Origin of the sequence: Streptomyces sp. NPDC001536, assembly GCF_042894505.1 — a bacterium.
In the GTDB taxonomy this organism is placed as follows: domain Bacteria; phylum Actinomycetota; class Actinomycetes; order Streptomycetales; family Streptomycetaceae; genus Streptomyces.
On the sequence record NZ_JBIAVQ010000001.1, the window covers coordinates 557,838 to 572,536 of the forward strand.

General features: G+C 66.3%; 9 protein-coding genes. 3 read left to right on the forward strand and 6 right to left on the reverse strand.

Annotated features, from left to right (window positions below; genetic code table 11):
• Positions 1-412: 412 nt before the first annotated feature.
• Complete coding sequence (locus tag ACFY0U_RS02605) at positions 413-1,564, forward strand: phosphatidylserine/phosphatidylglycerophosphate/cardiolipin synthase family protein (RefSeq protein ID WP_388629070.1); 1,152 nt, start codon at positions 413-415, stop codon at positions 1,562-1,564.
• Between the two features lie 412 nt (positions 1,565-1,976).
• Here the strand turns inward: ACFY0U_RS02605 and ACFY0U_RS02610 are convergent, their stop codons facing one another.
• Positions 1,977-2,795 (reverse strand): S1 family peptidase, encoded by an 819-nt coding sequence (locus ACFY0U_RS02610; protein ID WP_388629073.1) that lies wholly within the window; start codon positions 2,793-2,795, stop codon positions 1,977-1,979.
• Positions 2,796-2,853: 58 nt separating this feature from the next.
• Positions 2,854-3,573: a S1 family peptidase gene (locus ACFY0U_RS02615; RefSeq protein ID WP_388629076.1), complete on the reverse strand. Its 720-nt coding sequence runs from the start codon at positions 3,571-3,573 to the stop codon at positions 2,854-2,856.
• 948 nt (positions 3,574-4,521) lie between these two features.
• On the opposite strand from ACFY0U_RS02615, the gene ACFY0U_RS02620 reads away from it, so the two are divergent.
• Positions 4,522-5,283: a BTAD domain-containing putative transcriptional regulator gene (locus tag ACFY0U_RS02620; RefSeq protein ID WP_388629080.1), complete on the forward strand. Its 762-nt coding sequence runs from the start codon at positions 4,522-4,524 to the stop codon at positions 5,281-5,283.
• Positions 5,284-5,720: 437 nt separating this feature from the next.
• On the opposite strand, the gene ACFY0U_RS02625 is transcribed toward ACFY0U_RS02620, so the two are convergent.
• A complete protein-coding gene (locus ACFY0U_RS02625) occupies positions 5,721-6,944 on the reverse strand; it encodes an RNA-guided endonuclease InsQ/TnpB family protein (RefSeq protein ID WP_388629082.1) in 1,224 nt (407 codons plus the stop codon).
• A 433-nt stretch (positions 6,945-7,377) separates the two neighbouring features.
• Here ACFY0U_RS02625 and ACFY0U_RS02630 point away from each other — a divergent pair, with 433 nt between their 5' ends.
• Positions 7,378-9,471 carry a hypothetical protein gene (locus ACFY0U_RS02630; protein WP_388630413.1) on the forward strand — a complete coding sequence of 698 codons (2,094 nt, stop codon included), beginning with the start codon at positions 7,378-7,380 and terminating at the stop codon, positions 9,469-9,471.
• Here ACFY0U_RS02630 and ACFY0U_RS02635 read toward each other — a convergent pair.
• From ACFY0U_RS02635 to ACFY0U_RS02645, 3 genes are all read right to left on the reverse strand, one after another.
• Positions 9,449-10,663: a glycosyltransferase family 2 protein gene (locus ACFY0U_RS02635; protein WP_388629085.1), complete on the reverse strand. Its 1,215-nt coding sequence runs from the start codon at positions 10,661-10,663 to the stop codon at positions 9,449-9,451. The two genes, ACFY0U_RS02630 and ACFY0U_RS02635, sit on opposite strands and share 23 nt — an antisense overlap.
• A gap of 224 nt (positions 10,664-10,887) precedes the next feature.
• On the reverse strand, positions 10,888-12,939 hold the full coding sequence (locus ACFY0U_RS02640) for a hypothetical protein (protein WP_388629087.1): 2,052 nt from the start codon (positions 12,937-12,939) through the stop codon (positions 10,888-10,890).
• A 155-nt stretch (positions 12,940-13,094) separates the two neighbouring features.
• Positions 13,095-14,594: a D-ribitol-5-phosphate cytidylyltransferase gene (locus tag ACFY0U_RS02645; protein ID WP_388629090.1), complete on the reverse strand. Its 1,500-nt coding sequence runs from the start codon at positions 14,592-14,594 to the stop codon at positions 13,095-13,097.
• Positions 14,595-14,699 lie beyond the last annotated feature (105 nt).

The window sequence follows — 14,699 nt, forward strand, 5'->3', positions numbered from 1 at the left end:
GCGCCTTAGCAGAACACCTAATGAACTTTCGCAGAATTTATCCATTGCGGAACTCAAGCAACGACACATAGGGTTCATGCGCACGACAAGATCGGGGGGATGGGCCCGTGCGCCTTCATCAGGGGGTGGGTGTGCAATCCGGAATATTCCGTTCAGACATATTGACGGAGCTCCCCACTTCGGCGATTCCGACGGCCCCTTGTTCAAGCTGGTCGACGGAAGCAGGTACCGGGCCGGAATCCCCTCGACCGTGAGCTCCGACTGTTCAAGGATCGCTGATTACACCAGCGTTCCGGTCAGCAAGGACTGATCGAAGAAGTCATAGCCAACTTCTGACCAAAAGGACACACCGCGCTGGGGCCTCTGCATCTGCCGCAGAGGCCCCAGCACCGCATTCAGGAAAGTGAAGGAAATGGTCAGCATCCGGACCGAACACCGCACGGCGAAGGCGACACTGCGTCAAACGGGAGTCGCTGCGGCGCTACTCAGCGCCTTTCTGATGCCCGGCGTCTCACCAGCCGCAGCCGCTGAAGCCTCGATAGCCACGGGCGCCGTGTTCAACAATCCAAAAGGTTCCACCGCAGAGAAAAATGTGGTAAAGAATCACATCATCAACGCCATCAACAATACTCAGAGCGGTCGGCTGATACGCACAGCACTTTATGCCCTCACCGACGCGGACTACGCCGACGCTCTAATATCGGCCCACGAGCGCGGCGTCATGGTGCGAGTAGTCCTGGATGCCAAATACGCGTCGTCATCAGCTAGCCAGAGTCTGATAAATGAGCTGAAAACTAACGAATCCGCCGAGTCGTGGGTGCACGTGTGCACGGACGGCGGCGCCTGCATCGCACCCAATGGAAACGGGGCGATCAACCACAACAAGTTCTTCACCTTCTCCCGCGTGGGGGACGCAGGCGTAGCCGAAGACGTAGTCATCCAGACCTCCGCGAACCAGACCTCACTCAACACGGAGAAATACTGGAACAACGCGTACACCATTGTCGGAAATACGGCCCTTTATGAAGCATACCGGGACTATTTCAACGACCTGGCCGCGATGGTGAAGAACGACAACTACTTCACCAGCGCGAAGGTGGGGACCGAGAAGTACTACTTCTTTCCACAAAAGACCGGCGACATCGTAGTCAGCCTGCTCGACAACGTCTCATGCACGGCGGGGACCACCGTGCGGGTGGCCGCGCTCACACTGCACCGGGACGACGTCGCACTGAAGCTGAAGTCGCTGGGGGAGCAAGGGTGCTCGGTGCGGATCGTCTTCAGCGAGAGCAACGACGTCGACAAGCTCTCTGGCCAGACGAACATCCAGATCCGCCAGCTCAAGACCTCCGACGGATACCTGGTCCATTCGAAATACTTCCTGGTCGACGGCGACTACGCCGGTCACACCGACACCAAGTGGACCTTCACGGGCTCGCACAATCTGGACCTCTCATCCTTGCGCGAGAACGACGAGGCACTGCTTCGCCTCGAAGGGGCGACCCCTCATGACGCGTACCGGGCAAACTTCGAGAGCATGTTTGCCCAGGCATCGTCGGTGTAGGAGCGCGACGGCTTGGAGTGACGCAGCGCCCTCTCTGCCGCTCTCCCGGCCGCGCCGTCCAGCCGGGAGAGCCCTCCGTGCACGATGCACTATCGACTTCGTGGCGATCGAGGGGCCATGTCCGTGACCCGGCACCTCCCCGACCAGTCTCCGGCAGCGTCATGCTTGGCGAGCGGTCCTCGGCGGCCGCGCCAATCGTCCCGACGCTGCTGGCAGTCGGAGCCGCCACACTGCTGTGGGCGCCCGCGGGAACTAGGGTGCTGCCCGCCAGAGTCTCCCTGACACTCGCAGGCACGGCCGTCTTCACCTCGTACTCGACGGTGCGTATCTGGGGATACACCACCCCACTGCGCACCAGGCGGCAGCCCGGAGCAGGTGGGATCCGGACCGCCGCACGGATCGATCGTCCGGGCTATAGGCCAGCGACGCTCTTGATCCAGTCGAGGCTGGTGGGAACGGTGGCAGAATGCATGGGACTGATGCATACGTTGTTCTCGTTGGCGTGACCCCAGGAGATCACACCGACCTGGTAACGCAGGCCGTCGACGAGCTTGAACTGCGGACCGCCGGAGTCGCCCGAACAAGCCGTGCCGTTGCCTCGTGAGCTCATGATGCCCCGGCCGCCGAATGTGTCAACGGAGTTGATAGAGGTGACCTTGATCGTCGCCCGCTTGAGGTTTACTGAAGGAGTACCGCCGACCTTGCTCTGCGAACCCCAGCCGAAGATGTAGTTCGTGGTGTCCTCCACCGGGCTGGCGCTTGCCAGACGTACATGCTCGGAGTTCGCCTCGCGGGTGAGGTGGAGCAGAGCGATGTCCTGGATGGTGCGCAACTTGATGTCGTCCACCTGAATCACACCACCCCCATCGTTGTACTTCTTGCTCTTAACCCGGACCTGGATCTTGGAGGCATCCTGGCCGATCCCCGTCTCCGAGAAGCAGTGCTTCGCGGTGAGAATCCATCGTTCGGCGATGATCGATCCGGTGCAGAGCAAATTGCCTCGCCCTGTGCCCGCATCATTGCTGTCGTACAGGATCGCGGCTATGCCGTCCGCCGAGTCAGCGACTTCCCCGTTCACGATCGCCGGGTCCTCAGTCACACCGTCGCCGGTGGCGCCGATCGGCAGGAACGGGGTGAGCGCCGTGTCGTCCGCCGTCGCGGAGGGCGTACCAGCTCCGAGCAGGCTCGCTCCGATGATCGCGGCCGCCGTCACAAAAGTGCGAATTCTCAAAGCTCATCCTTCTGTTGGTGATGAAGCGGAAGATGACGAGAGGCTGCGAACGCGCCCCTCACAGACCGGCCACCTCGTTGATCCAGTCAAGGCTGGCCGGCACACTCGCGTACTTCTGATAGCCCTGGCAGACGCCACCACTGGTGGTGACCGTGGACGACACGCCGACCTGGTAGCGCAGGCCGTCGACGAGCTTGAACTGCGGGCCACCGGAGTCGCCGTAGCAGGCGTAGCCGTTGATCTTGTAGCTGCGGATGGCCGGACCGCCGTAGTAGTCAACGGCGTTGACGTCGGTGACATCGACCGTCGCGCGCTTCAGGTACGTGGACGCACCGCTGTAGCCGTTGGTCGAGCCCCATCCGAAGATGTAGTTGGTGGTACCCACGGCCGGGTTCTTGGTCGGCAGACGCACGTACTCGGCGTTGGCCGAGCGGGTGAGATGCAGGAGTGCGATGTCGTGGTTGGTGCGCACCTTGGTGTACTCGACGTTCACCACACCGCCGCCGCTCGTGCGGTTGAGACTCTTGACCCGGACCGAGAGCCGGTCCGCCGCGAACTTCGCTCCGTCGCCCTCGATGTCGACGACACAGTGCTTCGCAGTCAGCACCCATTCGGATGCGATCAGGGAAGCGGAGCAGCGGAACCCACCGTCGAGAAGTAGCGCGCCCATGCCGTCGGCCGACGCAGCGGCTTCGCCGTTGACGACGGCGGGGGACTCGACACCGTCGCCTCCGGAGGTCTGGGGAAGCGCGGGGACTTCGCCGTCGTCCGCCAGCACGGCAGCAACAGCCGGAGATACAAGAGCTGTCGAGGCAGCGACGGCCAGAGACGCGGCCATCGCCACAGCCATCAAGAGGGGGCGGATTCTCATAGTCGTTGCGTTCCGTTCGTCCAGTCGAGCCACCGGGCTGCGGCCGTCCCAGCGGTTCCCGCCAGTCGGCTCCCACAGCATCTGAAAGCGAGAACATGTTCGACTCGGTCGCTGAAAATGTGTTGAACGCGCACTGAAACGGGACGGACGCTGCCTCAGCCTCGACAGCCCGCACGGAGAACAGGCTTGGACTCTTCGATGCGGGCGTGACAGCTGAACCGGCGGGCTGGTCAGTGCAACCCGTCAGCCAAATCGTGGCGCGAGCCCGGCCGAGCGCTTCCCTGACCGACTGAGTGTGCGGGGCCGACGGCCGAGGGAACGATCACAAAGCCGCCTGAGAACGCCTCGGCGGCAGTGGGGGGAAACAACCGCCTTCGGGAGGCAGACCAGTTGGCGCTACTCCGTCGTCGCCACCAACCTCCGCCGCATACGGGGGATTTCCCGCTCTCACCCGGCCCTGCTTCAGACGTCCCTCACCGCTCACACAACCTTCCATCGAAGCCCCGAAAGTCATCAGAGGGTGGAGGCTGCCAGTAAACCTCGCCGCCTACCGGGACACACGCCCATAGACCACGAGGACGTCGCGGACATACCACCGAACCAATCAACGATCAGACCACGCTGAGTAATCGAAGCCAGCTACCCCGACACAGGGACAGCACAATCGGCCTATTTTGATGGGATTGACCGGTTCCACACGGGAGAAACCGATAGATAGTCACGAAAGGCCGAGAGTAATAGAACAAAGACAGAACGGATGGTATTGTCAAGGTAAATTGACGGGATCGCTGGGGTGGGCGAGCTACACCTGAGGGGGAATGGGTGAATCGGGTAGAATTCCGACTTCTCGGACCTGTGGGGATCTGGCACGAGGGACAGCGACTGGGACACACGACCCCACAACAGCGCAGCGTTCTGTCGGCTCTACTCTTGAACTCCAATCAAGTCGTCCCCGTAGAGAGCATGGTGCGTGCACTATGGGGAGAAAAGCCTCCGAATTCCGCCCGGAATGCCGTACAAGGATACATATCCAAGCTCAGGCGAATCCTGGATAGGTTCCCTGAGTCCGAGATAACTACACACCCACAAGGGTATTCACTGGGAATAGACAAGGAGCAGGTCGACCTGCATCGTTTCCGACGCCTGGTTGATATGGCTCAGAACGCCGATGCGGTGACGGCGTGCGAGCTCCTGGATGAGGCACTCGACTTGTGGCATGGCCCGCCACTCTCGGGTGTGGCGGGTCAGTGGCTGCCGTCAACGGCTGGCACCTACATGGAGGAAGAGCGACTTTCTGCCCTTGAGGAACACGCCACGGCCACCCTTGAAGCCGGCCGGGTCCGCGACGCGATCAGAGAGCTAACATCCCTTGTCATCGAGCACCCCCTTCGCGAGCGCGCAGCGAGCCTACTCATGACAGCACTTCACAGATCAGGCAGACGCGGTGACGCGTTGACCGTGTTCCGTGATACACGACGTCATCTTGTAAAAGAACTGGGTATTGAACCGGGAAGTATCCTGCGCAACACCCACCAACAAGTTCTGAGCGACTTCCCTGGCGTTCTCCGCAGAGGTGTACGTACTCCCCAAGAGGAATCCACGGGAGTCAGTGCCTAGACAGATACATCCGACGGTCGGCATCGGCGTCCGAGTGACCGCCTGGCGAATCCAGGCCATGCCCTGAGGCGACCTGTCGCAACCGCACCCGTCTTGGTCCTCTTCTACGCCAACTGCCGTACCGCTGAGTTGAACTGCCCGAATCAAGGCCTGCTCACCGAGGCGGCCGCGGTCCGAGCGGCTCTCAGTCACACACTCGTCGTACACCTTCGGATGACGGGGGCTCTGGACGGCACCAGGTTTTCAGCCGTGCCGCGATGACCTGGTTGCACATGTGGCCGAGCGCCTGTGCCTCCACGCACGAAGTCGTCAGATCTGGACACCGCCGTTCCCTGTCGAAGGCCCAATCCGCCGAGTCCTCCAGTCGGGCCGCCATTGACTTGCTCCTCGCCCTGCAGGGCGAGGATTCCGGCCTTCCTTGACTGGTTGCCGTGCCGCTACGCGGCACGACTTCCGGTCGGGAATCCGTGGCTTCCTGTTTCTTCGCGCTGTGCCGGGATCGCTCCTGGTCTTACCGGCGCTCGGCAGGCCGTCACCGCCAGTCCGGCGGCCGTTTTGATGTTGAGTGCGGCGTTGGTGTCTCGGTCGTGGACCGTGCCGCAGGCGGTACAGGTCCACTCCCGGATGTTCAGGGGTTTGGGTCCGTCTTTCACACCGCAGGTGGAGCAGGTCTGGGAGGTCGGTTCGAACCGGCCGATCGTGACGAGGGTGCGGCCGTACCGTTCCGCTTTGTACGTCAGCATGCGGAGGAACTGGGCCCATCCGGCGTCGTGTACGGACTTGGCCAGCCTGGTGCGGGCCAGTCCCACCACCGACAGGTCCTCCACGGCGATCCCTTGGTTCTCGGAGATCAGCCTTGTGGAGAGCTGGTGGTGGAAATCGCGACGGGCGTCGACAACTTTGGCGTGGGCGCGGGCGACCTTGAGGCGGGCCTTGGCCCGGTTCTTCGATCCCTTCTGCTTACGGGACAGTTCCCGCTGGGTCTTCTTCAGCTTCTTCTCCGCGCGCCGCAAAAAGCGCGGGGAGCCGATCTTCGTGCCGTCGGAGAGCACCGCGAAGTGAGTCAGCCCGAGATCGATACCGATGGCGCGGTCGGTCTCCGGCATCCGCGCCTGGTCGGCGGTGGGGTCGGTGTCGATGACGAAGGAGGCGAAGAATCTGCCGACCGCGTCCTTGACGATGGTGACGGAGGTGGGGGTGGTGGGCAGGGTGCGGGACCATTTCACTTTCACCGCGCCGATCTTCGGCAGGTTCAGCCGTCCCCGGTCGGTGATGTTCCAGCGGGCGTTGGCCGTGAACCGGATCGACTGCCTGCTGTCCTTGCGGGACTTGAAACGGGGCGAGCCCATTTTTCGGCCCTTCCGCATGCCCTTGAGGGAGGCGAAGAAATTGCGGTAGGCGGCCTCGGCGTCCCGCAGGGACTGCTGGAGGACGACCGCGGACACCTCCCCGAGCCATGCGCGCTCCGGCGTTTGCTTCGCCTCCGTGATCAGCTCCCGGGACAGCTGACCGGCCGTCGGGAACGGCTGCCCGGCCTTACGGGCGTCCTCGCGGGCCCGCACGGCGTCGTTGAACACGACGCGTGCGCACCCGAACGACCGGGCCAGTGCGGCCTGCTGGACGGTGTTCGGGTACAACCTGAAGGAGTACCGGAGCTGCATAACGATCACGCTAGGGAAGTCGAACCCGTGTCGTCATCGGGAACATGTGAACGGACTGCCACCCTCACGAAGCGAGGCTCCGGCTCCGCCGGAACGACACCGCCACGCTCCGCGTCTCAGGCGCAAGATGCGCTTCACCTCCGGCCTGAAGGCCGGAGCACTGCGAATGATGTCCGGTAGCGCGGCGGGCAGGGCAGGGCACCAACTACCACTCCACGGTCGCCGTAAGGCGTCCGGACACGCGCGTGTCGTCCAGAGGTCGGCGGGCGTTAACCCGGGCGCACCTCCGCGACGACCTTGGAGTGACGCAGTGCCCCCTTCCCTCCCCCGCCGGCGCTCCGCCAAGAGGCCGAAGAGACCGAAAAGGCAGAAGAGACTCCGCCTCGGACGCTCCCTGAAACGTCTCTTCAGGCGCCCCCGCAGACCCCTCCCCCTGCGTCGCAGGGCGGCCCAGGTCCTCCTGACGGCCCTCCTCGCCGCCGCCTTCGCCGCCCAGGCCGTCGCGGCCCTCCTCCCCGACATCCCGCTGCTGCTCGCCGCGACGGCCGCCTCGATGGCCGGGGAGGGCGTGCTGTACCGGTGGCAGCGGCCCATGATGTCGGTGTTCGCCAAGTCGCACGCGGACATCACCGTGCGGCACGTGCTGCGGGACCTGCTGCTCGTGGCGGGGCTGCTGCGGGTGGGCGAGCAGGAGCGGGAGTCGGTGTACGCCCCGCTCATCGCCGGTCTGCTGGTCTTCTACGGCCTGCACTTCGCGATCCAGGCGGTCTCCGTCCTGGTCCGCCGCACCCGCACCCTGCCGGTGGTGACCCGGAACATCGACGCCTCCGCGCTGCGTCTGTCGACCGCGCCGCCCGCACTGCTGCTGCGCCGCCCCGGGCACCGGCTGCTGCTGTTCGGGCTGCCGGCCACCGCCGGTCTCGCGGCCACCGCGGCGACCGACGTCCCCGCGGCCGCGGCGGCCGGGGTCGCGCTGTCGCTGCTGCTCGCCCTGCTGGGCCTGGGCGAGCTGCTGCTGCGGCTGCTGCCGAGCCGCCGTCCCGCGGGCGAGCAGGAGGTGCTCGACTGGTTCGACGCGTGGCTGGCCGACTACAAGCCGACGGTGGGCCTGTACTTCTCCGGCGGCGCGTCCTCGGCGTACCAGGCGAACATGTGGCTGGAGTCGCTCGCCAAGCTCGACGCCCGGCCGGTGGTCGTGCTGCGCGAGCGCTTCATGGTGCAGAAGATCGCGGCGACCGACATCCCCGTCGTCTGCCTGCCCAAGGTCACCACCCTGATGCGCCTTGAGCAGTCCACGCTCCAGGTCCTCATCCACCCCTCCAACTCCGGCAAGACCTCCCAGGTCCTGCGCATCCCCACGCTCCGGCACACCTTCGTCAACCACGGCGAGAGCGACAAGCTGTCCTCGTGCAACCCGTACGCGAAGGCGTACGACGAGGTGTGGGTGGCCGGTCCCGCGGCGCGCGAACGGTACGCGCTGGCCGAGGTCGGCGTGGACGACCGGGACGTGGTGGAGACCGGGCGGCCCCAGCTGGACGCCGTACGGCCGTACGCGGGGCCTCCCTCCGGCCCGTTCATGACCGTCCTGTACGCGCCGACCTGGGAGGGCTGGGACGGCAACCCGGGCAACACCTCGGTGATCGCGGCCGGCGAGAACCTCGTGCGGGCGCTGCTCGCGGACGACGGCGTACGGCTGCTCTACAAGCCGCATCCGCTGACCGGTTCGGTCGATCCGCGGGCGGGTGCGGCCGATCAGCGCATCCGGGAGCTGATCCGGGCGGCCAACCGGCGGCGGACCGGGCCGCGGCCGGCCGCCGACGGGGAACTCGCCCGGCGTACGGCGGAGTTGGACCGGCTCACCACGGCCGACTTCCGGACCAGCGCCGACCAGGTGGAGCGGATGCTGCTCCAGTCGGTGCCGCAGAAGGGGCGCGCGAAGGCGGTGGAGCGGGCCACGGCCGCCTGGGAGGAGGCGTACTGGGCCTCGCTGCCCGAGTGGGAGCACCAGGTCGTCACGGACGCCCGGCCCACGCTGTACGCCTGCTTCAACCGGGCCGATCTGCTCATCAGCGATGTGTCGAGCGTGGTCAGCGACTTCCTGGCGAGCGGGAAGCCCTATGCGGTGGCCAACACCAGCGGGCTGTCCGAGGAGGTGTTCCGCGAGAGCTTCCCGACGGTGCGGGCCGCGACCGTGCTGACGCCGGACGCGGACGGGGTGCCGGCGTTGCTGGAGGCCGTACGCGATCCCGAGAAGGACGAACTGGTCGAGGAGCGGGCCGAGTTGAAGCGCCATCTGCTGGGCCCGGCGGAACCGGCCTCACAGGTGCGCTTCAACGCCGCCGTACAGGCGCTGTGCACGGAGGCCCGGGAGCACCGCGCACGGATGCGGGAGCGGCTGGCCGCGGAGATCCCCGGACAGCGGCAGACGCGGGAGCAGGAGCAGCCGTCGGCCACAGCGGCGCAGCCCCAGCCGTCGGTCACGCCGTCGCAGCCCCAGCCCTCGGTCACGCCACCGCAGCAGGCCTGACGTCCCGGGCCGGCAGCATCCGGCGGGCCTTGCGCAGCGCTCGTCGGACGAAGGAGTCGAGCCCGCCCTCCCGGTACCCCGGGAACGCCCGGGCCTCGCGCGGTTCGGCGAGGTAGACGGAGTCGGGGATGCCGGCGGCGGCGTCGCGGAAGTGGGGGTAGGCGAGATACACGCGGCGGCCGCGCTTCTCCAGCAGCGCGGCGGCCTGCTTCTTGGCCCGCAGGAACTCCAGGACGTCCGCGAGGAGTTCGGGCCGCTGCTCGGCCACCAGATGCAGGCGCAGGCGCTCGTCGACCCTGAGCCGGTGGGCGACCTCGTCGGTCCAGTAGGCGTCCATCAGGGGCTTGGCCAGTTCCAGCTTGTGCCGTTGGATCTCCTCGCTGTCCCGCAGGTATCGCGGGCCGAACTGCGGGAGCAGCGTGACGAGGAAGGGCCGGAGCATGAGCATGTCGCGCCGCGCGCCCGCCGGGACCATCTCCGCGATCAGGTTCATCAGGGCGCGCGCGGAGTCGAAGCGCAGGGTGTAGCTCCCGCTCTTCGTCACGTGCTTGCCGTCCTCGCGGCCCACCAGGTAGTAGCAGGTGTAGTCGTCGATCAGGGAGACGCCGTCGGCCCGCAGATAGGCCTCCATGGTGAACAGGGCGTCCTCGCCGGTCCACAACGACTCGTCGAACCGCATGCCGTGACGGTCCAGCAGGTCGCGGCGGAAGAGCTTCTGCGCGCTCAGCGTGAACTTGATGTTGGACGACCAGATGTCGGTGCGCTCCAGCGTCCGGCCCCACATCGACTGCGGCGGCTTGCGGTTGATGCCCTCGACACGGCCGAGGACCACGTCGGTGCCGTTGCGGTCGGCCATCGCGACCATCCGCTCAAGGGCCTCGGGGCCGAGCCGGTCGTCGGCGTCCAGGAAGAACACGTACCGTCCGGCGGCCTTGCCCAGGCCGACGTTGCGCGGGCCGCTGGGGCCGCCGGAGTTGTCCTGGCGGATCACCGTGACCGGCATGGAGGCCCGGTCGGCGAACTCCTCCAGGCAGGCGCCGGTGCCGTCCGTGGAGCCGTCGTCGACCGCGATGACCTCGATGCGCGTGTGGTCGATGGTCTGGGCCTCGACGGACGCGAGGCACTCGACCAGGTAGGGCATCGCGTCGTACGCCCCGATGATCACGGTCACATCAGGCTGCGTCACGGTCACACTTCCCCCAGATCATGAGGAACCCTTGGTCATAGGGCATTCCCCCAGTATTGGTTTATTCGCAACTTAGTAGACGGACGAGGACGGGAAGCGGTTGCCTGTTCATAGCTTTTTTGTGGCGCAGGTCACGACCACCGGGAACGCGTCCCATATGACATACGGAAAAGGGCCCTGTTTTCGAGGATCATTCCTCGAAAACAGGGCCCTTTTTGACGGCGCGTTGGTCAGGCCTTGGTGGTGGCCTCCGCGGCTCCGGCCGCCGCCCGTGACTCCTGTCCGACGTTGCGCGCCTCGGCCTTGAGGGCGAGGTTCGCGACCGCGGTGTTGAACTGCTCGATGGACTTCGGCTCGTCCGGGCCCAGCAGATACTGCTTGAGCTCCTTGCGGTCCTCGGCCAGCGGGTCGCCCGCGAGGTCACGGACCGCGTCCAGCAGGTCGCCCAGCTCGGCCGCGCTGTTGGACAGGATCGTGGCCGCGCGCACCGCGGTGTTCTGCCGCTTGAACTCCTCCACACCCAGCTCGGCGGAGTCCGTCACCGCGTACGGCTTGCCGCTCGCGATGAAGTCGGAGACCACGCTGGAGATGTCGGAGACCATCGCGTCGGAGACGTTGAAGCAGTCGTACAGCCGCGGCTCGGCGCCGGTGATGACCCGGTGCTCGAAGGTGCCGACGGAGCGCCAGTAGGCGTCGTTCCACTCGGCGCGCAGCCGGGCGATCTCCTCGTGCCTGGCCACGTCGACCACACCGTCACGGGTGGCCTCGGCCTCGTCGCCCTTGTCGCCGCCGCGGCCGGACAGCTCGGCGATCCGCGCCTCGATCCGGACGAGATCGGCCTTGGCCTGGGTCCGGGCGGCCGTGTCGGCCGTGAAGCGGGGGTCGCCGGCCCGCTCCGCGCCGGCCTTCTCCACCAGGGCGGTGATCCGCGCGTGCGCGGCGCCCGCCTCCTTGCTGACGGTGCCGGTGAAGGGGTGCGGCTTGTACAGGACCCGGACCGGCGGGTCGGCCTTCACCAGCTTCTTCACGATGTTCTCGCCGGCCAGCACGATCGAGGTGTTGCCCGGGTCGCCGTCCCAGCCCTCCCAGGTGGGCGCGTACAGCACGGTCGGGATACGCCCCTCGGGCACGCCCTGCCAGGTCTGGATCGGCGCCAGCTGCGGACGGCCCACCTCGGCGATGTCGTCGTCGCGGACGCCCACGTCGGCGATGGCGTAGCGGTCGCGGCCCGCGCGGCCGGCGGTCCACACCTCGTCGTAGACCTTGCTGAACGGGTTGACGCTGGCGAGCTTGTCGCTGTCGCCGTGGCCGATGAAGACGTGCTTCATGGTCGGGACGCGCAGCAGGTGGATGTTCTTGCCGACGTTCGCCGCGTACAGCGCGACGCGCACGTTGGTCAGGTCCATGTTCATCAGGTGCACCCCTCCGGGCACGCAGATGACGGGGACCGTGGTGGGGGCCAGGTTGTTCAGTATGGCCCGCTCACGCAGGATGATCAGCGGCTTGGAGTCCAGCTGCTCCATGGTCTCCAGCCACATGTTGACCTGGTACGCCGAGTCCTTGGAGCCGGAGAAGTACAGCACCGTCTCCGGCCGGTAGCCGGCCAGCCAGTCGTCGACGGCGGCCAGCACGGTCTCCGCGTTCGGCGGGATCTTGCTGCCGCGGACGTAGGGCATGAGCGCGACGACGTACAGGGTGCCCAGCGCTATCGTCACACCGATGCCGACGAAGGCCGCGAGGGTCTCCTCCATGGCCGCGGAGACCAGCACGCCGATCACGGCGGCGAGGTCCAGGTGCAGCATCTTCTCGGCGGAGCGGTTGAGCAGGCGGCGCGGCGGGGCGTCCGGGATGCGGATGCGGGACTTGAGGTCGACATTGCGGGTGGCGACCGGCATCCGGCGGCGGTTGCGGATCAGGGTGACCAGCGCGCCGTGCGGGGCCTGCAGACCGTAGAAGGCGATGAAGCACGCGACGGCGCCGTAGAAGACCAGGCCGTCCGCGAGGTCGAGGCGGGCCAGCAGCAGGACCAGCAGCAGCTGCCGGATCAGGAAGCGGATCGACAGACCCGCGCGCACCTTGCTCAGGCGGTTGATCAGATAGCTGCCCTTGCGGTGCAGATAGTGGTCCGCCAGGTACGTCACCGCGGCTGCGGCCGTGAAGGCGGGAACGCTCGGGACGAGCGCGGCCAGCATGAGCGCCGGGAAGCCCAGGATCATGAGGGCCGCCGCGGCCAGCTCGGCCGCGCTGCCCACCCGGGCGACGCGAATGGCTCTGGTTATCACAGAGGAACCTGCTCTTGGAGGGGGAGTGCCGGTGTGGTTCTGATATGCAGCGAAAATGTGAGAAATTCGCGGGAGGTACTGATTCAGGCCCCTGCGAATGCTCCGATAACGGGCAGCCACAGAGGCCTGAATAGCAGATGTCTAATTACCGTTGATTATGCCACGCCGTCCTGCACGTCCAGGACACTGGCAAGTGCCTGCTCGAACCCGGAGGCCTTGCCCGCGGCGGCCGTCGGGTCCTGCTGGCGCACGTCGATCACATGGCCGGTGAGCTCGGACAGCAGCACGTCGAGCGAGGTACGGGCGACGGCCTCGGAGGAGAGCAGGGTGCCCGAGGGCTCCTGACCGAAGGCCTTGGTGCGCATCGGGGTCGCGGTGCGCTCCGGGTTGATGCAGTTGACGCGGACACCGTCGCCGGCCCACTCGTCGGACAGGGCCTGGGTGAGGTTCACCATCGCGGCCTTGGTCGAGGAGTAGAGGCTGTACTCGGCGCGGCCGCGGGTGTAGCTGCTGGAGGTGTAGAGCAGCAGCTGGCCCTTGGTCTCCGCCAGGTACTTGTAGCTGGAACGTGCGATCTGCACCGGGGCGAGGTAGTTGACCTTCAGCGCTTCCTCGATGGTCGCGTTGTCGGTCTCGGCCAGCTTGCCGATGCGCAGCACTCCGGCGGTGTTGACGACGTAGTCGATGCGCCCGGTCTCGGCGTACGCCTTGGACAGCGCGTCGTCGACCTCCTCGGGGTTCTCGACGTGCGTACCGGTGGTGGAGCGGCCCAGCGCGTACACCTTCGAGCCGTAGGACTCGGCGAGTTCGGCGATGTCCTTGCCGATGCCGTACGAACCGCCGAAGACGACCACGGTCTTGCCGGTCAGCAGCTCGCGGTAGGCCTCCTCGGAGACCTGCTCGGGCGCGGCGGTGGAGGCCAGCTGGAAGAGCTTGTCGGCGATGAAGACGTCGACGGGCTGGGTGACCTTCATGTTGTACTCGTCGCCCGCGACGACGTGGATCGGCACGTCCGGCAGGTACTTGAGCACGACCGAGCAGTCGTCCGTGGCCTGGAAGTTGGGGTCACCGGCGGCGACCTCGTAGGCCCGCTTGATGGTGGACAGCTTGAAGGCCTGCGGGGTCTGGCCGCGGCGCAGCCGGGAGCGGTCCGGGATCTCCGTGATGAACTCGCCGTCCTCGCCGTGGGTGCGGGTCACGATGATGGTGTCCGCGGACGGGATGGCGACGTCGACGGCCTGGTAGCGCTCCAGGGCGACCACGCAGTCGTCGATGACGCGCTGCGAGAGCAGGGGGCGGACGGCGTCGTGGAACAGGACGTTGAGGTCCTCGCCCTCGGCCAGGCCCTCGCCGAGCGCCGAGATGGCGCGCTCGGTGGTCTCGTTCCGGGTCGAACCGCCCTCGATGACCTTCTTGACCTTCGTGAACCCGGCCTTGGCCACGATCTTCTCTATGTCCGGCACGTAGCCCGGCGCCATCAGGACGATGATGTCGTCGATCGAGTCGGCGTTCTCGAAGGTGGTCAGGGTGTGCTCGATGACAGCCTTGCCGGCGATCTTCAGCAGCTGCTTGGGGATCGAGAGACCCACGCGCTGACCGGTACCGCCGGCCAGGATCACTGCGGTGGTACGGGGCTTGGCGATGTGCTGGGACACAGATGACCTACCTCGGGGCGACAGGGAACTCGGAAATGGTCCCACTTGGGGTTACCGCAGTGCAAGGTGAGCGCCGTCCACTGCATATGTGCGCGCCATCTGTCA